Consider the following 26358-nt stretch of genomic DNA (forward strand, 5'->3'; position numbering starts at 1 on the left):
CCTAGCGGTATGCAAATGTTAGACCTTAAAGGTGGTTTGTATGCTGTGTTTTTATACAAGGGTATGGCCAAAGATTTTTCTTCTGCATTTCAATATATATTTTCAGAATGGCTAGCTAAGTCAGATTATGACCTAGACCAAAGACCACATTTTGAGTTTTTAGACCACAGATATTTAGGAGCAGCAAATCCAGATTCTGTAGAGGAAGTTTGGATACCAATAAAAAGCAAAAAACATTAAATTTTTATCAGACTAAAGCCTTTTTTTTAAGGATTATATAGTTATTTGTTACTAATGAGAAATCATTAAGTGTTACAAATATTATATGCTATATTTGATGTTTTAAATTGATAATGAACTCTTAAAACACATAAAAATGAGAGCAAAAATAGTTGCAGGTAACTGGAAAATGAATAAAACCTTAACAGAAACAAATGCTTTATTAGCAGAGCTAGCTGGTAAATTACCAGATACAGAAGCAGAAGTTATGGTAGCACCAACCTATGTAAATTTAGCAGCGGCTGTACAAGATGTAAAATCATCTACAATACAGGTAATTGCACAAAATATGCACTTTGCAGAAAACGGAGCTTATACTGGTGAAATTTCTGCAGATATGTTGTTAGATATTGGTATAAATACAGCAATTATTGGTCACTCTGAGCGTAGAGCTTATTTTGGAGAAACTGATGAAATTTTAGCTAAAAAAGTAATTACTGCTTTAGAAAAAAATATACGTGTCGTTTTTTGTTTTGGTGAAGAATTAGAAGATCGTAAATCTGATAATCATTTTAACGTTGTTGCATCTCAATTAAAAAATGCACTTTTTAATTTAAAGCCAGAAGCTTGGTCTAACATTGTTTTGGCATATGAACCAGTATGGGCAATTGGTACAGGTGAAACTGCATCTCCAGAACAAGCGCAAGAAATGCACGCTTTTATTAGAAAAACAATAGCAAATGAGTATACTACAGAAATTGCAGAAGCTGTTTCTATTTTATACGGTGGTAGTGTAAAACCTGCAAATGCTAAAGAAATTTTTTCTAAGACAGATGTAGATGGTGGCTTAATTGGTGGAGCAGCACTAAAAGCAGACGATTTTATTGCTATTATAGACGCAATATAAAGTACCTTTGCACTTTTAAAAAAAGTTACTAATACGTACATAATGGCAGATTTAGTCTATATAGAATACAATTTTAATGTTACACCATTGCAACCAGCATCAGACATATTAATTGCGCAATTGGGCGAAGTTGGTTTTGATAGTTTTGTAGAAAATGAAGAAGGAGTACAAGCATATATTTTAAAGGATCTTTGGACAGAAGAGAATGTAAAAAATGTGCAAATATTATCTAATGAGAATTTTGATATTAGCTTTAACTTTAAAGAAATAGAACAACAGAACTGGAATGCAGAGTGGGAAAAAAACTTTGAGAAAATTGTAGTTGATGACGTTTGTACTGTGCGTGCACCTTTTCATGAAAAGCCAAATACCAAGTTTGATATTGTTATAGAACCAAAAATGAGTTTTGGTACTGGACATCATGAAACTACACATATGATGTTACAGCATATTTTAGAACATGATTTTACAGGAAAATCTGTTTTAGATATGGGTAGCGGAACAGGTGTTTTGGCAATTTTAGCAGCAATGAAAAATGCAGGTTCTATAGATGCAATAGATATAGATAATTGGTGTTACTTAAATGCTTTAGAAAATAAAGAACGTAACAATTGTAGCCAAATAAATGTTTTTGAGGGAGATGTTAGCTTGCTTAAAGATCAGAAGTACAATATTATTATAGCTAATATTAATAGAAATATTTTATTAGCAGATATACCAGAGTATGCAAAGTGTTTAACTAAAGACGGTATTTTATTTTTAAGCGGATTTTACAAAGAAGATATCCCGGTAATTACAGAAAAATGTAATGAAGTAGGTTTAAAGTTTGAAAAAAATCTTGAAAAAAATAATTGGGTTGCCGTAAAATATGTATTTTAGTTAGTATAAATGTTAGAAGATTATGAGTAATCAGGAAAAATATTTAGAAGAACTTTTAGTTGAAGAAGAGGTAGCAAACAATAATGAAATAGTGTTGTTTAATGATGATGTAAATACTTTTGATCATGTTATAGACACACTGGTAGATGCTTGCGACCATACACCAATACAAGCAGAACAATGCGCTTTTTTGGTGCATTACAAAGGTAAATGTACCGTTAAAACCGGTTCATATAAAGATTTAGAGCCAAGATGTAGCAAACTATTACAAGCAGGCTTAAGTGCAGAAATAGTTTAGTTTACAAGAATTTCATCAACAAAAACCCAGCTTTTGCCTCCAGGATTTGGATGCCAAGCTGGGTTTTTTGTTATATTGACTACTTCAACTTTTACGTATTTAGCCACTGTTTTATCAAAAGTTATATCGTAAAAAGAAATGGTATCATCTACATATTTTTGGGGAACAGGTAATTTTATTGTTTTTATAAGTGTATAATCTTTGTTATTAGTACTTGTCCATACCTTGTAACCAATAGGGTAAAATATCCAACTAGTAGGTTTAGTTAAAGAACCAACAGAAACTGTACTTACCTCTTTAGGTTCATTAAAAGCAATAGTAGCATTTAAGTTTTCTCCTTGGTATGCTAACCACAAACCGTCTTGGAAATTTATAGAGCCTCTTTTTAAGTCTTTTAAAGAGTTTGCACCATCACCTTTATAATTTTCATGTGGTTTTTTATCTAACCAAATAGAATCTAATTTTAAACCACTTTTTTTAATATTGGCTGTTACCACGTTGCTTTGTTTCCAGTCATCTTTGTGTGCATAAAACTTTATGGTTTTGGAGTCTGTAAGTTTAATAGGAGCAGTATACTTAGTAGATGTTGTGTCTGGCTCAGTACCGTCTAAAGTGTAAAATATGTTTGCAGTTTTAAAAACGTGCGTAAGCTCTATATCAATTTCAGTATTAAAAAAATCTGTGGCATTTACAATAAACGGATTGTTTAGTTCGGCATCATTAAAAATTGTATCAGATAAATGTTTTGTAACAAGCTGTGGCTTGTCTTTTTGTAAATTAGCTAGCTCACTGTTTTGTATTTTAGTTTGGTATAAGTATACTTTTTGTAATTTATCTAATTTTTTTAAATGCTTAAAAATATCACTAGTAACGGCTGTACCATATAAATTTAAGGACTCTAATAACTCTAGCTTTTCAATCTCCTCTAAAGCTTTAGATGTTATTTTTGTTTTCTGTAGCTGTAATTTTATAATATTTTTAAAGTTGGGCAATAGCATTGCCATATCATCATTAAAATCTGTAAAACCTAAATTAAGTTCTACAATATTATCTGCATAATCTTCTAGTTTTTTAATGTCTTTACTGGTAATACCTTTTCTGTTAGCAAGGGTTACAAGTAATAAAGGACTTTTTTCTGCTAGCGGAAGAATGCTAAATCCGTTTGCATTCATTTTAGCTATCCACTCTAAGGGAGCAGGTTCTAAACTTGCTGTAAGTATACCAATAGATGTAGTGTCTTTTTCTAAATTTTTTAAAATAGCTTTAGTTTGTGCACTGGTGTTAGTTTCATTTACAGTACAATCAAAACAATTATTGTTCTTCATCCACCATTCTAACAAATTAACTTCTTCAGTTGTAAGCTGTACTTTTCCTTTAGGAGGCATATGCAATTTGTCTTCTACTGGCATATGTATTCTTCCTAATAGTGAGGCTTGTTCTCCGTTTATAGAATCTAAAACACTGCCATTTTCACCACCAGCCAATATAAAGGCTTTACTAGTAAGTATAAGTTCTCCTTTTGCTTTGTTTGCATTATGACAGCTAACGCATTTGGTATCTAAAATAGGCTGTACAACATCTTTGTATACTTTAGCTTTATTAATATCTGTAATAGCTACTTCTTTGGTAGAGTTATCTTGAAAAAGAAAATCATCTCCGTGAGTCATATTTCCTCCTAAATGACCTGTAATACCAAGTAATGCAAGTGTAATTATAAATAATGGAAAGAAAATTTTTGAGCTCCATTTCTGATTTAAAGAGCGTAAAATAAATAACAACACACTGCATACTGTAAGTGCAACAGCCATCCATTTATGTCTAGATAGTGCTTGCTCATCATAGCCCCCATTGTCACCTAAAAGCCATCCTGTACCTAAAGAAAATAAAGCAGTAATAGCAGCTAAACCCAATGCCAGTTTAGCAATGTCTGTTTCTTTAGATTTTTTAATTTTTAAATAAATTTCTAATATAAAAGCAAAACTTAGTATGCCTATTGGAAGGTGAACAAATAAAGGGTGTAAATTTCCTATATGTATGTATAGTGTGTGTATCTGCATTATTCTACTATAATTTCGTCAATAAAAAACCAAGGGGTACTATTGGCACCAGAATGCCAATTTGGTATGCCATTTAAGCTTTTAACTACAATGGTAAACTCATTGTAAGTTTTAGGAGTAATGGGCACTTCTGTAAAGTTTACGTTTGCACCACTTAAGCTTTGTTTGCTAGCTTTTTTATTTACTAGCTCTCCTATAACTTTATTGTTGTTTTTAATACTAATTTGCTCTGGAGCAAAAATCCAGTCTCCTTGTGAAGTTAATGTGTGTAATGTTATTTTAGAGAGTAATAAAGGTTTGTCTAAAACTACATTAATGCTAATTTCTTTTGTATTAAAACCTAACCAAGCATTGTTTTTTTTGAATTGAGGGTAACCACTTTTTAAATCTGTAAGACTAGCAGCACCATTGGCAGAATAAGTGCCACTAGGCTCAGGGAAAATACGTATTGATGCATTTGATATGTTATGTTTTATTTTTTTTACCTGAAGCTTAACAGTTTCACTCTCTTTATAATCTGTATGAAAAGCTTTAACAGCCAATGTAGATGATTTTTCTATTTTTAAAGGAGATTCTAATATTTTAGAGTCGTGAGTAATGCTACTATTACCAACTGAATATTTTAGTGTAGTATTTGCTAAAGTACTAGAGAAGTTAATAGTAGTATTGTTTTTAAAAAATATAGAATCTACGGTAAAGTTTGGGGGAACTAGCTGTATTTCTTTTGTTTGGGCATAATTTTGTTTCTTGTTCTTAGTACAAGAAAATCCAACTATAAAAATTAATATGTATGTTATTTTTTTCATAGAAATTAATTAGACTCTGGTTAGTTTTATTGGGTATGTTTTACCAGAGTTCCATTGTGCAACATACAGGTTGTCATCATCATCTATACAAACATCATGTGGGTTTTTAAATACTTTTAGTGCTTGTTGCATTGGATGCAAAGCACCATCATTATTATACTTTGGTTCAGTTCCACCAGGAGCAGAAACTAATTTGTTTTCACTATTTAAGATTGATACAAAACCTGTATCCATAGCACCATCTCCAGACCAAATAGTAGCTGTGTAAATATTATTTTTATGTATTACAGGTCTGCACACAAAAGCACCAGGTAAGTGTATTGTATTTATATAATCGCCCTGCATACTAAAACGTTTAAACTTATTTTCCATACGGTCAGTAATTAGTAATGTAGGAGCAGCATTGTTGCGTGTATCTATTGTAATACCGTGTGCATTACCAAATAAATGATCTTCTTTTCCTTTACCTCCAAAAATGTGTAATAACTCACCTTTTTCATTATAATGCAAAATATGTTGTGCTCCGTAGCCATCTGTAATATAAACATCGCCATTAGCAGCAATAGCAGTTTCTGTAGGAATGTATTCTGTTATATTTTTATAACTACCAAAGCCTTTAGGAAATTTAAAAATTTGAACAACTTTACCGTCAATAGTTGTTTTTATGACTTCATGGCGGTTATTATCTGCTATGTACAAAAAGTCTTCTCCGTTTTCTACATTTAATGTTAGTCCGTGTGCGCCAGGAAACTCTGTGCCCCAAACTTCAATTAAATTTCCAGATTTATCATAAACTATTACATTGTTTTTGGTATGGTCTGTAAGTAAAATTATCCTTCCTTTAGAATCTTGCACCATTTCATGGCAGTTTTCTACAGGGTAGTAATTAGAGTTTAGAGCACCCCAATTTAAGTCTATCTTATATTTAAAATCACCATGACCAATTATGGCATCTTTATAGGGTTGCATTGCGTGTAAGGCAGGTGTACTTAAAAAAAGCCCTGCACTAGCTAAGCTAGAGTTTTGTATAAAAGTTCGTCGGTTCATAAGTTGTTTAAAGTAGTTGGTTGGTATTATGGTTTAAGACAAAATATCTTTAATAACGTGGCCCTCTACATCTGTTAATCTAAATCTACGACCTTGATATTTATAGGTTAATTTTTTATGATCTATACCTAGTAAGTGCATCATTGTAGCCTGAAAATCGTGTACATGCACAGGGTTTTTAACAATGTTATATCCAAAATCATCTGTTTCACCGTAACTAATACCTGGTTTAATACCGCCACCGGCCATCCACATTGTAAAACTTCTTGGGTGGTGATCTCTTCCGTAATTATCTGCTGTTAATATTCCTTGTGAGTAGTTGGTTCTTCCAAACTCACCTCCCCAAACAATAAGCGTATCTTCTAATAAACCACGCTGTTTTAAATCTGCTACAAGGGCAGCAGATGCTTGGTCTACATCTTTGGCTTGCTTTTCTATAGCACCGGGTAAATTATCATGTTGGTCCCAACCCATATGGTACAACTGTATAAAACGCACATCTTTTTCGGCTAGTTTTCTTGCTAGCAAACAGTTTGCAGCATAAGTGCCAGGTATTTTTGCATCTGAGCCATACATTTTATAAATATAATCTGGCTCATCATCAATATTCATAACATCTGGTACAGAGGTTTGCATTCTGTATGCCATTTCATATTGTGAAATTCTACTTTGTATTTCAGGATCTCCAAACTCTTCATACTGCTTGTCGTTTAAGGCAGCTAACTTATCTAAAATAGCACGTTTGGTGTCTTTAGTAGTTCCTTTAGGGTCATTTAAATACAATACAGGATCTTTGGCAGCCCTAAATTGTACTCCTTGGTGTAAGGAATGTAAAAATCCGTTGCCCCATAATCTGGTATATAACGGCTGACCTTGAGGCCTTCCGCTACCTCTAGATAATAATACGGTAAAAGCAGGTAGGTTGTCATTTTCACTACCAATACCATAACTTAACCAAGAACCAATACTAGGTCTACCTGGTTGTTGTGATCCTGTTTGAAAAAACGTAACTGCTGGATCATGATTAATTGCTTCAGTATGCATAGATTTTATAAAACATAAATCATCCACCATTTTAGCAGTGTAGGGTAATAAGTCACTAATCCAAGTTCCGTTTTTACCATACTGTTTAAAATCAAATTGTGAGCCAACTAAAGGAAACTTGTCTTGACCAGATGTCATACCAGTTAAACGTTGTCCGTTTCTAATAGATTCTGGTAAATCTTCACCTCTGCGTACATTTAAAAGTGGTTTATAATCAAACAACTCTAATTGAGACGGACCACCACTTTGAAACAAATAAATAACTCTTTTTATTTTTGCAGGATGATGCAAACTGTTTAAAGCGCCTTTAGACCCGCTTATTGTATTTGCAGGTGTTAGTATGCCAGCTTCACTTTTATTAAAAAAGCTACAACCCATTAATGATGCTAAAGCGGTACCACCAACTCCTAAAGCTGCTTTGCCTAAAAAGTTTCTACGGTTTAGGATTAACGATCTTTCTTCTAGTATTTTTTTCTCGCTCATAACTATCCTTTGGTTATAGTTTCATCTAAATTTAAAATGGTATGCGCTGTTAAAGACAAAGCAGCTAAATTATCTACAGCAATAGAAGCATCAACTTTATAAGAGCCAATGGCTAAATATTCGTCTGTATTAATTTCGTTACTTTTTACTCTGTTTAACATATCATTATAGTGGTTGGTAAGTTTTGTAACCTCTGTTTCATCTGGTAGTCTAGATGTAGAAGATTGAAAAATGTATGAAATTTGTTTTTCTATACTTGTCTCTTTTTTAATTGCATTAGCAGCTAATACACGTGCAGCCTCTATTAGTTGCGGGTCATTTAATAAAACCAATGCTTGCAATGGTGTGTTGGTTTCTTGTCTTTTTACAGAACATAAATCTCTAGAAGCAGCATCAAAAGTTATCATACTTGGTGGAGGTACAGTACGTTTCCAAAATGTATACAAACTTTTACGGTACAAATCTTTTCCTTCGCTTAAAACGTAAGAAGATGTACTACCGCCACCACCTCCTGTAGTTTCTTCCCAAATTCCTTCAGGCTGGTATGGTTTTACACTTGGTCCGCCAACTTCTTTATTTAATAGTCCGCTTACAAAAAGGGCTTGGTCTCTTATCATTTCTGCAGACAAACGTATTCTTGGTCCGCGTGCTAACCATTTGTTTTCTGGGTCTTTTTCTAAAGCTTCTTTACTAATAACTGTTTTTTGCTGATAAGTTTTTGACATAGCCATTAGCTTTAGCATTTTTTTGGTATCCCAACCACTGTCTCTAAATTGTAATGCCAAATAGTCTAGCAATTCTGGATGTGTAGGTAATGCTCCTTGATTGCCAAAATCATAAGAACTAGCTACAATACCGGTACCAAACATACGTTGCCAAAAACGGTTAATAGCAACTCTGGCAGTTAAAGGATTGTCTTTATGAAACAACCACTTTGCCAGTCCAAGTCTGTTTTTTTCAAATTCTTCTGGGTAAGCTAAAATAGTTTTTGGAGTATCTGGATATACTTTTTCTCCGTGCTGATCATACAATCCTCTGTTAAGAATATATGCTTGTCTAGGAGTTTTCATCTCTTGCATAACCATTACAGGAACTTCTTTTATGTCTGATTTTTGTAATTGAACAAAATCTAAAACTTCATTTTTTTCTTTCTCTGTAATTGTAATATATGGTTTAGGAATTACGCCAGAACCACCGTTTACTAATCCGTCTTCATCTATATTATTAAAAAAGCTAAAGAATGAGAAATGTGCTTTTTGACTAATAGGATCATATTTATGGTCATGACAACGCGCACACTCTAATGTTAATCCTAAAAAAGCAGTACCAAAAGTAGTAATACGGTCTTCTACGTATTCTACTCTGTATTCTTCAGGTATTACTCCGCCTTCATAAGTAATTTTATGGTTACGGTTAAAACCTGTTGCTAAAACTTGTTCTAGAGATGCATCCGGTATTAAATCTCCTGCTAATTGGTCTGTAACAAATTTATTGTAAGGTATATTTTTGTTAAAAGCGTTAATAACCCAATCTCTCCAAGGCCACATAATACGTTCAAAATCATCTTGATAACCGTGTGTGTCTGCATAACGAGCAATATCCATCCATTCTGCAGCCATATTTTCTGCATAGTCTTGTGATTCTAAAAGTTTATCTACTACTTTTTCATATGCATTAGCAGAAGAATCTTGTAAAAAATTGTTTATGTCTTTTGTAGATGGTGGCAAGCCAGTTAAATCAAAATAAACTCTACGTAATAGTTTTTCTTTTGGAGCCTGATCAGAAGGTTGTAAGTTGTTTTCTTCTAATTTTTGATAAATAAAGTTATCTATTTCGTTATTTCCCCAAGTATCTTTAGTTTTAGGTACATTTTGATTTTCTGGAGGTGTAAAAGCCCAATGGTCTTTATATTCTGCACCTTGCTCTACCCATTTTTTTAATATTTCTTTTTCGTACTCGGTAAGTATTAAGTTAGACTCTGGAGGCGGCATTATACTCCCCGGATCTTTGGAGTAAATACGGTCTAGCATTCCGCTTTTTTCTGTGTCTCCTGGCACAATAGCATAATGGTCTAAGTTTTCTCCTAAAGCTTTATAAGCCTCCTCTGGTGTAACCATAGAAAAATTACCTTCAACAGCATTTTTATCTGGTCCGTGGCAAATAAAACACCTATCAGATATAATAGGTTTTACGTGAAATGTAAAGTCTATTTTATCAGGAATTGCTGCTGTACCATTTTCTGCTATGGCAACCTCAGAATATTTGTTTTCTGTTTTGCAACTAGTAGCACCAATAGTAATAAATACAGCAAAAGCTATTTTTGCTACATTATTTTTTTGATATAGAAACCAATTAGATAATATCATAATTTTTAAGAATCAGCTAGTTTATTGTTCTTAAATATTGTTATTCTTTAAATTGTTAGCAATAAAAATCGACCAGTAACTTGTAACAATAGCTTAATAAATACAAAATGAAAACCTAACAGCTTTTTCTTAAAAATTGAAATTTATGCGCGTCCTAAAAGTGTTTCTTTTACGTCATTAATGTAACTACGCCCAATTGTGTACCGTATACCACCAATTTCTAAACTATTACCTTCTATGGTATCTACTTTAGAGATAGATATGGTATAAGACCTGTGTATTCTTATAAATTTATCACTAGGTAATTCATCTGTAAAACTACTTAAAGTTCTGTGTATAATGTATTTATCTGATTTTGTTTTTATACGGATATAGTCCTTTAAACTTTCAATTACCATAATGTCATCTAACACTATTTTTTGCAACTTCTTTTTATCTATCTTAATAAAAATACTAGCGTTATCTGTAGAAGTATTGGTAGTTATGGCTTTTGTAGTACTGCCTTGTTTTAATTTTATAATGCGCTGTACTGCTTGTAAAAACCTAGGAAATGGTATTGGTTTAACCAAATAATCTATAGCTTGTAGTTCATAACTAGTAAGTGCATACTCTTCATGTGCAGTTGTCATAACTACCATTGGCATAGATTGTAAGCTTTTGAGAAAATCTAAGCCATCTAATATAGGCATATTAATATCTAAAAAAATGATATCAATTTCGTTGTTTTGAACAAAAGTAGTTGCGGTAACAGCATTAGAGAATGTTTCTAGTAACTCTAATTCCTGTATTTGTGAAACATAATTTTTTAAAACATTTATAGCCAACGGTTCATCATCTACAATTATGGTTCTTAATTTAATCATACTTTAAGTTTTAGAATTACATTAAACATATTGTCTTTTTCAAAAATAGATAGGTGATAATCTTCTTTTTTATACCCTAGCTCTAAGCGTTTTTTTAAATTGCTTAGTCCAATACCACCACTTCTAATGGGTATTAAGCTATCTGCGCTTTGTACGGGTATGGTATTAGATACTTTAAAATGAAGCAAATCTTCACTAACCTTTACATCTATATCTATTATCATATCTCCTATGTTTTTACTAGCTCCGTGTTTAAAACAATTTTCTATTACCGGAATTAACAACATAGGTGAAATACGTTTACCTTCTAAATCGCCAGAAATACTAATGTTTATATTTAAAGACTCATCAAAACGTAAACGTTCTAGGTCTAAATAGTTTTGTATACAGTCTAGCTCGCTCTTTAAATCTTGTTTATTTTTTTTGGTAGCATATAACAAGTATCGCATTAATTCAGATAATTTTAATATAACTTCTGGAGCTTTATCAGACTTTTCTAGAGTTAAAGAGTAAACATTATTAAGCGTGTTAAAAAAGAAATGCGGAGAAACCTGTGAGCGTAAAAAACGTAATTCTGTGCTTAGCTGTCTCTTTTCTAACTCATGTAGTTTGCTGTGTTCTTTTAGCCAATCTATTGTGAGTTTTATGGCTGCAACAAAAGAGGAAACGTATAGTTCGCCAACCATCATTGTAGTGGCATAATTAAGTGTTAAGCCTTTTAGTTCTTCTGGTCCCTCTGGCCATACATTTGGTCCAATAAAATAATAGGTTAAAGAGTACTTAACCAATAACATAATAAATAATGTGGCAATAACAGAAAAAGTGTAACTAATGTATTTTTTCTTAAAAACAAACTTAGGCATTAAGTAGTACACGTTAAAGTATGCAATTGCCATATGTATAGGAAAACCTATAAGATTCATACGCAAAGAGAGCATAAAATCTTGGTGAATGTTGCTATACCTTAAGCTGTTAAAAATAAAATATATAACCCAAAAAATTATATGGTGTTTGTAATTTATTTCAAAGCTTTTAGAAGAATTCTTGTTTAAAAAAGAATCTACATCTGTGTTTATATTCATTAGTTTGGTTTCGGTTTGTTTTTGTCTGCACTATTTTATCGTTTAGCATTTGGCTATCGTTATTGGTCTAAAATTATTTCCATTACAAATAAAAAAAGGAATATTTATAAAGTGTTGCTATCTAGCTTAAAAACTAGATATAGCGTTTTGCTAAACACGCAGAATTGAACGTCTGAAAAGTATAAAAAATAATTTAATTAGCAACTAAATTATATTAATGTTAAAAAAAAGTTACTAATAATAAAGAATATGGATATTGAACCTTCTATAAAAATGAAAAGAATAATTGCTGCTTTTCTTTTTTTAATTTACCTAGGTTGTGCTTCACTAATAGCTCAAAATACACCTAAAAAATATATAGCAAACAAGGCAGTAGATAGTTTAATAATAGATGGCGTAGCTAATGAAAAGTCTTGGGAAACTGCTAAATGGACAAAAGAGTTTATAGATATTGAAGGCGATAAAAAAGCGACTTATAAAACTAGGGTAAAAATGCTTTGGGATGATACTTATTTGTATTTCTTTGCCTTGTTAGAGGAGCCTCATATATGGGGAGATATTACCAAAAGAGATGCTGTAATTTTTTATAACAACGATTTTGAGATTTTTATAGATCCGCCTGGTACTACTCATAATTATATGGAGCTAGAGATAAATGCACTAAATACTGTGTGGGATTTGTTGTTAACAAAAACATATAGTCAAGGTGGTGCAGCCATTAATAATTGGGATATAAACGGGTTAAAAACTGCCGTGCATATTAACGGAACTTTAAACAACGCTAGTGATACAGATAAAAGTTGGTCTACAGAAATTGCTATTCCTTGGAAATCACTTTTTGAACCTTCTAAAATAGTAGAAATACCAGTAAATGATTTTTGGCGTATAAATTTTTCTAGGGTACAATGGCAACATACTTTAATAGACGGTAAATATGTTAAAAAGAAAGATGCTAACGGCAAAGATTTACCAGAGTATAATTGGGTTTGGTCTCCACAAGGCGTAATTAATATGCATAAACCTAATACATGGGGTTATGTTTATTTTTCTGATAAAACTGAAGAAAATATAGATTGGAACATTCCAAAAGATGAACAGATAAAATGGTATTTGTATAAAGTATTTTTAAATTATGTAGAAAATAATGATGAAAAAGAGATACAATCTAAATCTATATTAGGAGCTTTATTGAGTCCACAATTAGAGAAGCATAAAACCGGATTTAACATCTGGGTAAAAAGTCCGTTTACAAACAAAATATTAGTAATTAAAGAAGATGGTAAATTTAGTAGTAATGATGCAGAATAAGGTATTTTTAAGGGTAATGAGTTTTTTATTGTTGAGCTTTGTCTTATTTTCTTGTGAGAATAAAAAACAAGACAAAAATGTAGTAGAAAAGGAAGATGCTGTAACAAATAGTTTTACATTTTGGACTTGGACATCTGCTAGTAATGAAAAAGAGGATACTGCTTACCAAGAAGAATTTGCTAAATATAGCGCAAACGGAATTACAGATGTGCTAATTAATACAGGTACAGATCCAGAGTTGCTAAAAAGAATAGTTCCTTTTGCAAAAAAGGAAGGGTTAAATGTACACGCTTGGATGTTTACTGTAAACAGGCCTGGAGATGCTATTGCAGAACAGCACCCAGAGTGGTACGCGGTTAGCAGAGATGGTAAATCTTGTTTTGATGAGCCGCCATATGTAGGGTATTACAAATGGCTATGCCCAACAAGAAAAGAGTCTAAGGCTCATATATTAAGTTTAGTAGAAGGTTTGGCAAAGGTTGAAGATGTAGCAAGTGTACATTTAGATTATATTCGTTACTCAGATATTTTTTTACCAATTGGTTTACTACCAAAATACAATTTAAAACAAGAGGTAGAGTTACCTGAGTTTGATTTTTGTTACTGTGACGTATGTATAGCAGAGTTTAAAAAGGAACACCATAAAAACCCTAAAGAGTCTAAAAACCCAGCTATAGATATGGAGTGGAAACAATTTAGGTTAAATAAAGTAAAAGCTATTGTAGATGAAGCTTATACCATAGCGCATAATAACAATAAAATATTAACCGCAGCAGTATTTCCTTACCCAGAAATGGCAGATCATATGGTGCGCCAACGTTGGGATAAATGGAATGTAGATAAAGTACTGCCAATGATTTATCATAACTTTTATAATGAAGAAATAGACTGGATTGGGTTTGCAACCGGACAAGGTGTAAAAGACCTTAAAAATTCTAATACAGAACTGCATACTGGTATTTATGTGCCAAATATGTCTGTTTCAGATTTAGAAAAAGCAATTCTATTAGCAAAAGATAACGGAGCAAAAGGAGTTTCTATTTTTGATGGTAATGCACTTACAGATGAGCAATATGCGGTAATAAAAAAACTTAGTAAGAAATTTAATTAAACGTATTTCATTTTGAAAAAACTTAACTACCACATAACCATTTTTCTTTTGTTACTAACGTTTAGTTGTACAACTAAAAAAGAAAAAAACTTTACAGAAGAAGAAATTAATATTATTCCTAAGCCTGTATTTACAGAGTTACATAATGGTAGTTTTAGTTTAAATGCTAACACAAAATTGGTTGCAAGTACAAAAAATGAGCAAAAATTATTAGCGTCTTTTTCTCAAAAGTTTAAACAGGTCTCTGGTGTAAAATTAGATGTAGTAGATAATGCTCCTTCTACTAATTTTTTACAGTTTAAAACAATAGATTCTTTACCTAATGAAGGTTATAATTTATCAATAAATTCTAATCATATAACCGTATCTGCAAAAACGTATTCTGGTTTTGTATATGGATTAGAAACTATAAAGCAGTTACTTCCTGCAAGTATAGAAAGTACAACGTTTGTGCAAAAAGAGTGGATAGTTCCAGTAATAGAAATTAAAGATACTCCTCGTTTTAAATGGCGAGGACTAATGTTAGATGTGTCTAGACATTTTTTTGAGGTAGATTATATTAAAAAAACGTTAGACCGCATGGCAATGCTAAAAATGAACACTTTTCATTGGCATTTAGTAGATGATCAAGGATGGCGAATAGAAATTAAAAAATATCCCAAACTAACGTCTGTTGGTGGTTATAGAGTAGACCAAGAAGATAAAGGTTGGAACGCTAGACCAAATGCACCTTTAGGAACAAAAGCTACTTATGGCGGTTTTTATACACAAGAGCAAATAAAAGAAGTAGTAGCTTATGCAGCAGAAAGGGGTATAAATGTGGTGCCAGAAATAGAGATGCCAGCACACGTTAGTAGTGCAATAGCTGCGTATCCAGAGTTTTCTTGCTTAGGTGAGCAAATTATGGTTCCGTCTGGTGGAGTATGGCCAATTACAGATATTTACTGTGCAGGTAAGGAAGAAACATTTACTTTTTTACAAGATGTATTAACAGAGGTTATGGAGTTGTTTCCGTCTAAATACATACATATTGGCGGAGATGAAGCTACAAAAACCAATTGGAAAACTTGTACACATTGCACCACTAGATTACAAACAGAAGGTTTAGTAAATGTAGACCAATTGCAGAGCTATTTTATTAAAAGAATAGAGCGTTTTATAAGTTCTAAAAATAGAGTTTTAATTGGTTGGGATGAAATTTTAGAGGGCGGTTTGGCTCCAGGGGCAACTGTCATGAGTTGGCGTGGTGTAAAAGGTGGCCTAGAGGCATCTGCAGAGGGGCATAATGTTGTTATGACACCTGGTACACATTGTTATTTTGATCATTACCAAGGAAATCAAGATCAAGAACCTTTAGCTTTTGGTGGTTATACTCCGCTTAGTAAAGTGTATGAGTTTAACCCAGTGGTAGATAAAATGACTCCAGAGCAGGAAAAACACGTGTTAGGCGGACAAGCAAATTTGTGGGCAGAGCATATACCAACAGAGCAACAGTCTGAGTATATGATTTTTCCTAGGCTTGCAGCTATGTCTGAGGCTCTTTGGACACCAGTAGAAAATAAAAATTGGAATAACTTTTCAGGTAGGGTAAAAGAGCTATTTAAGCGTTACGATGTTATGGGTGTTAACTATGCCAAAAGTGCTTATCAGATAACTACAGATGCTAAAGTTGACATAGAAAAAGGCGAATTATCTATCTTATTAAAAAATGAATTTCCAAATGCAGATATTAGATACTCTATAGATGGCTCTTTGCTTTCACAGTCGTCTTTACAATATCAAAAACCAATTCAACTAAATAAAACAGCTACACTAAAGGCTGCAATGTTTAAAAATGGTAAGCAATTAGGACAAACCTTAACTAAAGAGTTTAATTACCATAATGCGGTTGGTAAATACATAGTTTATAACACTAAGTATCATAAAAATTACCAAGGAGAACAACAGCTTGGTTTGGTAAATGTATTAAGAGGATCTAAAAATTTTCACGACGGACAGTGGCAAGGTTGGTTGGGTAATAATATGGATGTGGTATTAGATTTTGATGTAGAAACAGAGTTCTCTGCAGTTACGGTTGGTACACTAGAAAATCAAAGTTCAGGAATTTATTTTCCTGTAAAAATAGAAGTCTTTACATCAGAACACAGAAAAAAGTTTACCAAAGTTGCAGAGGTTACTAGAGCATTTAAAGTAAGTAATGCGTCAGAATTAAAAGATTTTAAAATCAATTTTAAACCAACTAAAGCTAGGTACATAAAGGTGGTAGCAACTAATTTAAAAAGTCCGCCTAATGGTGGTGGTGCTTGGTTGTTTGTAGATGAAATTATAGTAGAATAGAATTATGAGTATAAAATTTAAAATTTTAAGTGTTGTTTTAATTGTAGCAAACTTTGCTTTTGGTCAGCAACCTGTAGACTATGTAAACCCGTTTATAGGAACCTCTAATTTTGGAGCAACAAACCCAGGTGCAATTGCGCCAAGAGGAATGGCTAGTGTATCTCCTTTTAACGTAGCAGTACAAAAAGATGCTGGTTGGTTATCCAACCCATATGTTAAACAATACAATTTTTTAACAGGATTTACACACGTAAACTTAAGCGGAGTTGGTTGTCCAGATTTGGGAGTTATTTTAACTATGCCAACTTCAGGAGACTTAAAAACAAACCATATGCAATACGGAACCAATTACACAGATGAGGTTTCTAAAGCAGGCTATTACTCAGTTAACTTATCTAAATACAATATAAAAACAGAACTTACTGCAACAACAAGAGTAGGAGTGTCTAGGTATACATTTCCAGCAGGAAAATCTAACATACTTTTAAATTTAGGACTTGGCTTAACTAATGAGCAAGGCGCAATGGTAAAAGTGGTATCTAATACAGAAATTGAAGGAATGCGCACAGTTGGTTCTTTCTGTTATAATAGTCCAGAACAGGCTTACCCAGTATATTTTGTTGCTAAATTTTCTAGTCCAGCAGATGAGTTTGGAGCTTGGAAAAAACCACATAAATACAATGGGGTAGAAGCACAATGGATGGGCTACAATGGCAAAACTAGACTAATGAAAGGGTTTACAAGAGAAGTTGTAGGTGATAGTATTGGTGCTTATATGCGTTACAATTTTAAAAAGAAAACCACTGTTGAGGTTAAAATTGGAGTGTCTTACGTAAGTATAGATAATGCTAGGGAAAATTTGGAAAAGGAAACAGCTAATAAAAATTTTGATGATGTTTATGCTACTACAAAATCTGCTTGGAACAAGACTTTGTCTACTGTAGAGGTAGAAGGTGGTTCTACAAATGATAAAACAATATTTTATACAGCATTGTACCACACACAAATACACCCAAATACGTTAAATGATTTTAATGGCGATTATCCGGAGATTGCAACTGGTAAAATAGGAAACACTAAAGGTACTAGATACACCGTTTTTTCGCTTTGGGATACGTACAGAAACTACCATCCATTAATGAGTACTTTGTACCCAGCACAACAATCTAATATGGTAAATAGTATGTTGTCTATGTACAAAGAAAATGGTTGGCTGCCTAAATGGGAGTTAAACTCTACAGAAACTTTTACAATGGTTGGTGACCCAGCACCAGTAGTTATAGCAGATACATATTTACGTGGTATTACAGATTTTAATGTTGATTTAGCTTACGCAGCAATGTTAAAAGGAGCAACCAAGCTTGTAAATAATCCGTTAAGACCAGGAAATAAAGAGTATTGGGAGAATGGATATTTAAGTGTAGGCGGTAGTGCAGAGGGGCCTGTTTCTACTACAGAAGAATATAATATTGCAGATTTTGCTATTTCTCAGCTAGCAAAAGAGTTGGGTAAAAAGGCAGACTATAAAAAGTTTTATAACCAATCTTTATCTTATAAAAAATTATTTGATAGTAAGTTAAAACTACTAAGACCTAAAAATAGTGATGGTAGCTGGTACACACCTTTTGATCCTTACAAAGGGGCAAATTTTGAAAAAAATGTGGGTTATATAGAGGGCAATGCGTGGCAGTACGCTTTTATGGTACCACACGATATTAAAGGTTTAATGAAGCTAATGGGAGGAAAAAAACAATTTGTTTCTCACCTAGATTATATTTTTGATAATAATCAGTTTGATATGGCTAATGAGCCAGATATTGCTTATCCTTTTTTATATAACTACAGTAAAGGAGATGAGTGGAAAACTCAAAAAAGAGTACAGGCGTTAATAAAAACATATTTTACAAATACGCCTGCAGGTTTGCCAGGTAATGATGATACAGGTACAATGTCTGCGTGGTTAGTATATGCAATGATGGGAATTTATCCTGTTAGTCCGGCTTCACCTGTGTATACGCTTTCTACACCAAGATTTACTTCTATGACTATTCATTTAGATACAACTTATTATAAAAAAGAAAAGTTAATTATTAAGCGAACAGGAAATGTTAATGGAAAAATTAAATCTATTCATTTAAATAATAAAGAACTTAAAGGGTATTTTGTTTCTCATAAAGACTTGTTAAATGGCTCTGTTTTAGAAATAGGGTTGGAGTAAAATTTTAATTTAACAAGTTTTCTCTGTTGTAAGTCTCTTATTACCTTGACTTTGTAGGTTTTTGCATCTGCAATTTTAAAATGTGTATTTGTTTGTGTATTAATTACGGAATTGATAATAAAGTATTTAAATTTTTAACACCTCTGTATATTGTCGCTTAGCTTTTCCACAAAGTTGTTAGTCGAATTAATTTCTGCATTTAACATTAATAGGTAAAATTTAGAGGTAAATTAACTAATAACTAACTTAACAATTAAAACTCATTTAAGTATGCAAAAACAAACACATTACTTATTGTTGTTTGTGCTATTTCTCCTTACTAGTGGTATGGTAGCGCAAAACAAAACTGTGACTGGTACGGTTACAGATGAAGCAGGAGTACCTTTACTAGGAGTTAATGTTTTAGAAAAAGGAACATCTAATGGTACATCTACAGATTTTGATGGTAAATACACAATAACTGTAGCAGGTGACTCTTCAATACTAGAGTTTACCTCTATAGGTTATACGGCCAAAAGTGCTACAGTAGCAGGGCAAACCACACTTAATGTTTCTATGGTAGAAGATGCGGAGCAGTTAGGCGAAGTAGTTGTGACAGCTTTAGGTATTAAAAAAGAAGCAAAAGCATTAGGATATTCTTTAACAGAAGTTGGAGGAGATGAGCTATCTAATGTAAAGCAAGTTAGTGCAATTAACTCTTTACAAGGTAAGGTTGCAGGTGTAAATATTACACAAAACTCAACTGGTGCCGCTGGTTCTAGTAGGGTTATTATTCGTGGTAACAGTACATTAACAGGTAACAACCAACCTTTGTATGTTGTAGATGGTATTCCTATTGGTAATGAAAATAGTGGATCAGCTGGCACTTATGGTGGTAGTGATGGAGGTGATGGTATCTCTAGTATAAATCCAGATGATATTGCATCTGTAAGTGTATTAAAAGGTGGTGCAGCAGCAGCTCTTTATGGTTCTAGAGCAGGTAATGGTGTCATAATTATTACTACTAAAAATGGTTCTCAGAAAAAAGGATTAGGAGTAGAAATTAGTAGTTCTGTTACTTTTGATGAGGTAGATACTTCATTAACAGATTTTCAAACTTCATATGGACAAGGTACTAGAGGTAGAGTACCTGCTAACCAGTCTGAAGCTTTTGATTTAGGATTATCTTCTTGGGGTCCAAAACTAGATGGTTCTAGCGTTGTACAATGGGATGGAGAAGAAAGACCATACTCTTATGTTGGTGACAACAGAGATCATTTTTACAGAACAGGTACTACATTTATAAACACAATAGCTATTACTAGTGGCTCTGAAAAAATGAGTTATAGACTTTCTGTATCAGATTTAGATAATCAAGATATTGTGCCTAATTCTGGTATAAATAGAAAATCATTTTCTTTAAATACAAGTGCTGTTTTAGCAGACAAGTTAACAAGTCAGGTTAATGTAAAGTATATTGTAGAAAATGTAAATAACAGACCAAGATTGTCTGATGCACCAGGAAATGCAAATTATACGGTTGCATTATTGTCTCCAAACGTAGATGTACGTGATATGAATCCGGGTGCTAATCCAGACGGATCTGAAAGAGGGTATTCTGCAAACATTTACTCGCAAAACCCTTATTATTCTGCCTATAACTTTAGTAATCAAGATTTAAAAAACAGAATTATAGCTTCTACATCTTTACGTTATGATATTTTAGATTGGTTATACGCTTCTACCCGTGTTGGTGTAGATCATTACACAAGAAAATCTACATCTATAGAGCCTTGGGGAACAGCATATAAACTTTTAGGAGGTATGAACGAGACTGAAGGTAGATATACACAAATAGATGCTGATGTAATGTTAGGTATAGACAAAAATATTACAGAAAAATTTGCTATTGATGGTTTGGTAGGTGCAAATACAAACCACGTTAAAACTGAAACTTTAATTTTAGGGGGAGATAATTTTGTTGTTCCAGGTTTTGAAGATATATCTAACCTTAGAGATCAAAGTAGAAGTAGAGAATTTCAAGAAAGAAAAATTTCTGGTATTTATGGTTCTCTTGGTTTTTCTTATGATAAGTGGGCTTACTTAACTTTTACAGGAAGAAACGATTGGTTTTCTACATTATCTTATCCAGGTAAAACTACACCAAACAACGAGTTTTACTTTTCTGTAAATACAAGTGTTATTTTATCAGATGTATTAGAGCTACCTAGCTTTATAGACTTCTTAAAAATTAGAGGTGGTTATTCTGGTGTAGCTGGTGGTGGAGATTTAGCATACCAATTAGCGCCAACATACCAAATTTTTGGACAAGGACACCAAGGGCAAACTTTAGGTAGAATTAATGGTAGTTCTGTTCCAAATCCAAATTTAGTTCCTTGGGAAAAAGATGAAACAGAAATAGGTTTAGATCTTAGACTTTTTGGAAACAGATTATCTTTTGATGTTGCTTACTATCAAAATGAAACAACTAAAGATATTGTAAACATTTCAACATCTGTATTCTCTGGTTATGATAGCGCAACTGCTAACATTGGTAAGTTAGAAAATAAAGGTATAGAGTTTTTAATATCTGGTACACCAATACAAACTGAAAATTTTAGATGGAACACAAGCTTTAATGGATCTTACAATAAAAGTGAAGTTACTGCTACTAATGATGAGGGTACACCTATTAGTTTAGATGAGCCAAGAACACAAAACGCAAGAATTACACACGTTGTAGGTGAGCCTTATGGTTCTATAGTAGGTGTATCTTATAATAGAGATGATGCAGGTAACATTATATACGATATAAACTCTGAAGGTGTGCCAATTGCACAAGAAGGAGAGCGTAAAATATTAGGAGAAGGTGTACCACCATTAACTTTAGGTTGGAGTAATACCTTTAGATATAAAGATTTTAGTATGGGCTTTTTAATAGATGGTAAATTTGGCGGACAATTATTGTCTGGTACTAATGCTTTAGGTTATAGTACAGGTTTACACAAAGAAACTTTAAAAGGAAGAGAAAACGGATTAGTAGTTTCTGGTATAGACGGAGATACAGGACAACCATTTACAACTACTGTTGCACCAGAAGATTTACAAACATACTATGGAAGAGTTAGTCGTATTGCAGAGGAATTTGTAGAGGATTCTGACTATATAAAGTTTAGAGAGTTTAGTTTAGGGTATTCATTACCAGAAAAAATGCTAGAAAAAACATTTATAAGTAGTGTAAATGTATCATTAATAGCAAGAAACTTATTCTACATTTCAAGAAGCATAGATAATGTAGATCCAGAAAGTACATACAACTCAGGTAACTCACAAGGTTTAGAATATTTTGGTGTGCCATCAACTAGAAACTATGGTTTTAGTCTAAATGTAAAATTTTAAGAACATGAGAAAAATATTATTTATATTATCATTTGTACTAGTTCTTGGAGCCTGTGATAAAGGTTTTGAAGAGCTAAACGTTAACCCTACAGCACCAAATCAGGTGCCAGCTACCACTAAACTTAGTGCAGCTCAATTATATACTTCTGGTGAGCGTTATGAGAACTGGAGAGCAAATTTAATTTACTCGTCTACAATGATGCAACATTTGTCTACAACAGCAGGCTATTGGTCTGGAGATAAATACACTTGGAACAAAGGCTATGCATCTTCTATGATAGATCGTATTTACGGTAATGCTATAAAAACCGTAGAGGATATGCTTGTTCAGTTAGACCAAGAAGAACAACCAGAAGAAATGAAAGCTATTACTAGAATAATGAGAGTTTTTATTTACCACAGATTAACAGATTTGTATGGTGATGTTCCTTATTCTGAAGCTGGTAAAGCGGTATTAACAGGAAACTTAACTCCAAAATATGACAAACAGAGTGATATTTATGCAGATATGCTTAAAGAGTTAGAGGAGTCTGTAGCAGCATTAGGTACTGGTGTTTCTGGTTTTGGAGATGCAGATTTAATGTTTCAAGGAGATCAATCTCAATGGAAAAAATTTGGAAATTCAATGATGCTTAGGTTAGGTCTACGCTTAATAAAAGTAGATCCTGCTGCGGCAGAAGCTTGGGCAACTAAAGCTATAGCTGGTGGCGTAATGGAATCTAATGATGATATTGCATACATACAGCATACAGCTGGACCTGAGGGAATAAATAAAAACGGTAATGGAGAGGTTTTTACTGCAGATGCCAACCCTAGAATGAGCAAAACGTTTATAGATTTTTTACAAGGAGACCCTAGACTGCCAATTTTAGCAGCTCGTAGAAGTGATGGTAGTACAGATGTTGCAGATTTAAAAGGTTTACCAAACGGTTTAGATAGTCAATTATTAGAAGAGTCTACAGGAGAAAAAGATACAGATTTATATGCAGAACCTAATAGAAGTATTATTACTGGTGAAGGTGCGCCAATGTTTTTTCAGACTTATGCAGAAGTAGAATTTATGCTTGCAGAAGCAGCAGAGCGTTGGGGCTTAGCTGGTGGTGATGCAGCTATGCATTATAATAATGGAGTAAGAGCAGCAATGAAAATGTTAGCTATTTATGGAGATGCAGCTGTAATTGATGACTCTGCTATAGATGCTTATTTAGTAGCTAACCCTTTTGATGCAGCAAATGCATTAGAGCAAATTAATACACAGTATTGGGCAGCTACTTTTTTAAATGAGTACGAGGCTTTTGCTAATTGGAGAAGAACAGGTTTTCCTAATTTAACACCTACAAATTATCCAGGTAATGAGACTGGTGGTACTATACCAAGAAGGTTAACGTACGCTACTAGCGAACAAAGTAATAACCCAGATAACTATGCTGCGGCAATTGCATCTCAAGGTCCAGATGTACTTACCACAAGAGTATGGTGGGATAAATAGTTTTTTAGTGTAATTATTTAGTTTTTTAAAAGAGGAGGAAAAAAGTATTCCTTCTCTTTTTTTTATTACACTAGTTTCTGTATTAATCTTATATTTAAAAAAGCATTCTTAAAATAGAACTCAAACCCAAAAAATGAAATTAACTAAAATACTTTTTCCCCTTATTGCAATTATTACTACTGCTGTAGTAGCACAATCTACTACGGCAGTTTCTTATGTAGATTATGTAAACCCATTGGTGGGGTCAGACTCAGAGTTTGCATTGTCTAACGGTAACACTTACCCAGCAATTGCTACGCCTTGGGGTATGAACTTTTGGACTCCACAAACAGGAAAAATGGGAGACGGCTGGGGATATACCTACGATGCCCTTAAACTTAGAGGTTTTAAACAAACACATCAGCCAAGTCCGTGGATTAATGATTATGCTGCATTTTCATTATTTCCAGAAACAGGAAAATTAAAAATTAATGAAGATGATAGAGCTTCTTGGTATTCACACAAATCAGAAATTAGCAAACCACATTACTACAGTGCTTACTTGGCAGATTATGATGTAACTACAGAAATTACACCAACAGAAAGAGGAGCACAGTTTAGATTTACATTTCCAGAATCTAAAAAATCTCATATTCTTGTAGATGGTTTTTTTAAAGGTTCTATGGTAAAAATAATACCAGAAGAACGTAAAATTATTGGCTATTGCAGAAATAATAGCGGTGGTGTACCAGAGAATTTTCACAATTATTTTGTTTTAGTTTTTGATAAAGATTTTGATGAGGTCTTAACTTGGAAAAAGGAAAAAGAAGGTAAAGAGCATACATCAGAAAGTAAAACTGCAGAAGGGTACCACGTTGGTGCAGCTATTAGTTTTTCAACAAAAGACGGTGAACAAGTTACAGCAAAAGTTGCATCGTCATTTATTAGTTTAGAACAAGCAGAAATCAACCTAAAAAGAGAAATAGGAGATGATAGTTTTAATCAGACTAAAGAAAAAGCAGCTACAGCTTGGAATAAGGAATTAGGGCGTATGGAAGTAGAAGGTGGTACTGTAGAAGAATACAGAACATTTTACACCGCTTTGTACAGAGTTCTATTGTTTCCAAGAAAATTTTATGAGTTAAACGCTGCAGATGAAATAGTGCACTATAGTCCTTACAATGGTAAGGTTTTGCCTGGTTATATGTTTACAGATAATGGCTTTTGGGATACATTTAGAGCGGTTTTTCCATTTTTTACTATAATGTACCCAGAGTATTTAAGTAATGTAATGCAAGGCCTGGTAAATACGTATAATGAAAGTGGTTGGTTGCCAGAGTGGGCAAGTCCTGGACATAGAGATTGTATGATAGGATCTAACTCTGCTATAAACATTGCTGATGCTTATTTAAGAGGAATTAGAGGCTACGATGTTGAAACCCTGTATGAAGCTGTTAAAAAGAACTCTACTAGCAAAGGGCCAGTTAATTCTGTTGGTCGTTTTGGAGCTGAATTTTATAATGATTTAGGATATGTGCCTTATGATGTTGGCGTAAATGAAAATGCTGCACGTACACTAGAATATGCATTTGCAGATTGGAGTATTGCAGAATTGGGAGAAGCATTAGGAAAACCTAAAAAAGAGGTAAAACTTTTTAGAGAACGATCTTTAAACTATAAAAATGTTTTTGATCCAGAAATTGGCTTTATGCGTGGTAAAAATAAAGATGGTTCTTGGGCAACTACCTATACACCAGATAAATGGGGAGATGCTTTTACAGAAGGCGCTGCTTGGCACTGGACGTGGTGTGTTTTTCACGATCCATTAGGGCTAGCAAAAGAGTTTGGAGGAGTAGCTAAAATGCGTTCTAGATTAGACGATGTTTTTACTGCAGCACCTACTTTTAACGACTCTTATTACGGACAACAAATACACGAAATTACAGAAATGTTGGTTGCAGATATGGGGCAATACGCACACGGAAACCAACCTGTACAACACGCTATTTATTTGTACAATTGGTTAGACCAACCTTGGAAAACACAAATGCATGTACGTAATGTAATGGATAAGCTTTATTCTTCTGCACCAGATGGTTTGTGTGGTGATGAGGATAATGGGCAAACATCTGCTTGGTACGTGTTTTCTGCTGCAGGTTTTTATCCTGTAACTCCAGGAACAGGAGAATATGCTTTGGGCAGTCCGTTGTTTAAAAGTGTAAAAATGCATTTAAGAAATGGAAACACTTTTACAGTTAATGCTCCAAACAATAGTAAAGAAAATATTTATATTGATGAGGTACAGAAAAACGGAAATAGTTATAAGAAAAACTACATTACGTTTGATGATATTATGAGTGGTGCAACTTATAATTTTGGTATGAAAAATACACCTAACAAGAATAGAGGAATGGATAAAAATGCTAAACCATACTCAATGTCCATAACAAAAAAATAATTTTAAAAATTAAGAACTGGGTTGTGCTT

The 26358-nt window shown here is 33.1% G+C and carries 18 protein-coding genes; 11 read left to right on the forward strand and 7 right to left on the reverse strand.

Annotated elements, in window-relative coordinates:
• The 4 genes from ABJD66_RS13325 to ABJD66_RS13340 form a co-directional block, all read left to right on the forward strand.
• Window positions 1-240 (forward strand): GyrI-like domain-containing protein (locus ABJD66_RS13325; protein ID WP_348132454.1); only part of this gene is annotated, 240 nt, incomplete at its 5' end.
• Between the two features lie 136 nt (window positions 241-376).
• A complete protein-coding gene (gene tpiA, locus ABJD66_RS13330) occupies window positions 377-1126 on the forward strand; it encodes a triose-phosphate isomerase (RefSeq protein ID WP_100896562.1) in 750 nt (249 codons plus the stop codon).
• Window positions 1127-1168: 42 nt separating this feature from the next.
• On the forward strand, window positions 1169-2005 hold the full coding sequence (gene prmA / locus ABJD66_RS13335) for a 50S ribosomal protein L11 methyltransferase (RefSeq protein WP_303544005.1): 837 nt from the start codon (window positions 1169-1171) through the stop codon (window positions 2003-2005).
• 22 nt (window positions 2006-2027) lie between these two features.
• Window positions 2028-2303: an ATP-dependent Clp protease adaptor ClpS gene (locus ABJD66_RS13340; RefSeq protein ID WP_013621890.1), complete on the forward strand. Its 276-nt coding sequence runs from the start codon at window positions 2028-2030 to the stop codon at window positions 2301-2303.
• On the opposite strand, the gene ABJD66_RS13345 is transcribed toward ABJD66_RS13340, so the two are convergent.
• From ABJD66_RS13345 to ABJD66_RS13375, 7 genes are all read right to left on the reverse strand, one after another.
• Window positions 2300-4360 (reverse strand): chitobiase/beta-hexosaminidase C-terminal domain-containing protein, encoded by a 2061-nt coding sequence (locus ABJD66_RS13345; RefSeq protein WP_348132459.1) that lies wholly within the window; start codon window positions 4358-4360, stop codon window positions 2300-2302. The two genes, ABJD66_RS13340 and ABJD66_RS13345, sit on opposite strands and share 4 nt — an antisense overlap.
• Complete coding sequence (locus ABJD66_RS13350; RefSeq protein ID WP_348132462.1) at window positions 4360-5166, reverse strand: hypothetical protein; 807 nt, start codon at window positions 5164-5166, stop codon at window positions 4360-4362. The genes ABJD66_RS13345 and ABJD66_RS13350 overlap by 1 nt, the downstream gene beginning before the upstream one ends.
• A 9-nt stretch (window positions 5167-5175) precedes the next feature.
• Window positions 5176-6213, reverse strand: a complete 1038-nt coding sequence (locus ABJD66_RS13355) for a 6-bladed beta-propeller (RefSeq protein WP_348132465.1) — start codon at window positions 6211-6213, stop codon at window positions 5176-5178.
• 33 nt (window positions 6214-6246) lie between these two features.
• Window positions 6247-7740, reverse strand: a complete 1494-nt coding sequence (locus ABJD66_RS13360; protein ID WP_100896557.1) for a DUF1501 domain-containing protein — start codon at window positions 7738-7740, stop codon at window positions 6247-6249.
• Window positions 7741-7742: 2 nt separating this feature from the next.
• Entirely contained in the window at window positions 7743-10106 is a 2364-nt protein-coding gene (locus tag ABJD66_RS13365; protein ID WP_348132468.1) for a PSD1 and planctomycete cytochrome C domain-containing protein, read from the reverse strand.
• 143 nt (window positions 10107-10249) lie between these two features.
• Window positions 10250-10966, reverse strand: a complete 717-nt coding sequence (locus tag ABJD66_RS13370; RefSeq protein ID WP_198519473.1) for a response regulator — start codon at window positions 10964-10966, stop codon at window positions 10250-10252.
• Entirely contained in the window at window positions 10966-12051 is a 1086-nt protein-coding gene (locus ABJD66_RS13375; RefSeq protein WP_100896554.1) for a histidine kinase, read from the reverse strand. Before ABJD66_RS13375 ends, ABJD66_RS13370 begins: the two co-directional genes overlap by 1 nt.
• Before the next feature lie 273 nt (window positions 12052-12324).
• Here ABJD66_RS13375 and ABJD66_RS13380 point away from each other — a divergent pair, with 273 nt between their 5' ends.
• The 7 genes from ABJD66_RS13380 (at window position 12325) to ABJD66_RS13410 (ending at window position 26329) form a co-directional block, all read left to right on the forward strand.
• On the forward strand, window positions 12325-13359 hold the full coding sequence (locus tag ABJD66_RS13380; protein ID WP_348132471.1) for a carbohydrate-binding family 9-like protein: 1035 nt from the start codon (window positions 12325-12327) through the stop codon (window positions 13357-13359).
• On the forward strand, window positions 13346-14470 hold the full coding sequence (locus ABJD66_RS13385; RefSeq protein WP_348132474.1) for a family 10 glycosylhydrolase: 1125 nt from the start codon (window positions 13346-13348) through the stop codon (window positions 14468-14470). Before ABJD66_RS13380 ends, ABJD66_RS13385 begins: the two co-directional genes overlap by 14 nt.
• Window positions 14471-14482: 12 nt before the next feature.
• Window positions 14483-16807, forward strand: a complete 2325-nt coding sequence (locus tag ABJD66_RS13390) for a glycoside hydrolase family 20 protein (RefSeq protein ID WP_348132477.1) — start codon at window positions 14483-14485, stop codon at window positions 16805-16807.
• A 4-nt stretch (window positions 16808-16811) separates the two neighbouring features.
• Window positions 16812-19025, forward strand: a complete 2214-nt coding sequence (locus ABJD66_RS13395) for a GH92 family glycosyl hydrolase (protein ID WP_348132480.1) — start codon at window positions 16812-16814, stop codon at window positions 19023-19025.
• Window positions 19026-19295: 270 nt separating this feature from the next.
• On the forward strand, window positions 19296-22403 hold the full coding sequence (locus ABJD66_RS13400; RefSeq protein ID WP_303544029.1) for a SusC/RagA family TonB-linked outer membrane protein: 3108 nt from the start codon (window positions 19296-19298) through the stop codon (window positions 22401-22403).
• A gap of 4 nt (window positions 22404-22407) precedes the next feature.
• On the forward strand, window positions 22408-23892 hold the full coding sequence (locus tag ABJD66_RS13405) for a SusD/RagB family nutrient-binding outer membrane lipoprotein (protein ID WP_100896548.1): 1485 nt from the start codon (window positions 22408-22410) through the stop codon (window positions 23890-23892).
• 133 nt (window positions 23893-24025) lie between these two features.
• Complete coding sequence (locus ABJD66_RS13410) at window positions 24026-26329, forward strand: GH92 family glycosyl hydrolase (RefSeq protein WP_348132485.1); 2304 nt, start codon at window positions 24026-24028, stop codon at window positions 26327-26329.
• Window positions 26330-26358: the final 29 nt, after the last annotated feature.

This window comes from Cellulophaga sp., from assembly GCF_039943695.1.
Lineage (GTDB): Bacteria > Bacteroidota > Bacteroidia > Flavobacteriales > Flavobacteriaceae > Cellulophaga.

Bases quoted from the DNA above. Each gene is read 5' to 3' on its own strand.
- tpiA (WP_100896562.1), top strand. From the start codon at position 377: ATGAGAGCAAAAATAGTTGCAGGTAACTGGAAAATGAATAAAACCTTA.
- prmA (WP_303544005.1), top strand. From the start codon at position 1,169: ATGGCAGATTTAGTCTATATAGAATACAATTTTAATGTTACACCATTG.
- ABJD66_RS13340 (WP_013621890.1), top strand. From the start codon at position 2,028: ATGAGTAATCAGGAAAAATATTTAGAAGAACTTTTAGTTGAAGAAGAG.
- ABJD66_RS13345 (WP_348132459.1), bottom strand. From the start codon at position 4,360: ATGCAGATACACACACTATACATACATATAGGAAATTTACACCCTTTA.
- ABJD66_RS13350 (WP_348132462.1), bottom strand. From the start codon at position 5,166: ATGAAAAAAATAACATACATATTAATTTTTATAGTTGGATTTTCTTGT.
- ABJD66_RS13355 (WP_348132465.1), bottom strand. From the start codon at position 6,213: ATGAACCGACGAACTTTTATACAAAACTCTAGCTTAGCTAGTGCAGGG.
- ABJD66_RS13360 (WP_100896557.1), bottom strand. From the start codon at position 7,740: ATGAGCGAGAAAAAAATACTAGAAGAAAGATCGTTAATCCTAAACCGT.
- ABJD66_RS13365 (WP_348132468.1), bottom strand. From the start codon at position 10,106: ATGATATTATCTAATTGGTTTCTATATCAAAAAAATAATGTAGCAAAA.
- ABJD66_RS13375 (WP_100896554.1), bottom strand. From the start codon at position 12,051: ATGAATATAAACACAGATGTAGATTCTTTTTTAAACAAGAATTCTTCT.
- ABJD66_RS13380 (WP_348132471.1), top strand. From the start codon at position 12,325: ATGAAAAGAATAATTGCTGCTTTTCTTTTTTTAATTTACCTAGGTTGT.
- ABJD66_RS13385 (WP_348132474.1), top strand. From the start codon at position 13,346: ATGATGCAGAATAAGGTATTTTTAAGGGTAATGAGTTTTTTATTGTTG.
- ABJD66_RS13395 (WP_348132480.1), top strand. From the start codon at position 16,812: ATGAGTATAAAATTTAAAATTTTAAGTGTTGTTTTAATTGTAGCAAAC.
- ABJD66_RS13400 (WP_303544029.1), top strand. From the start codon at position 19,296: ATGCAAAAACAAACACATTACTTATTGTTGTTTGTGCTATTTCTCCTT.
- ABJD66_RS13405 (WP_100896548.1), top strand. From the start codon at position 22,408: ATGAGAAAAATATTATTTATATTATCATTTGTACTAGTTCTTGGAGCC.
- ABJD66_RS13410 (WP_348132485.1), top strand. From the start codon at position 24,026: ATGAAATTAACTAAAATACTTTTTCCCCTTATTGCAATTATTACTACT.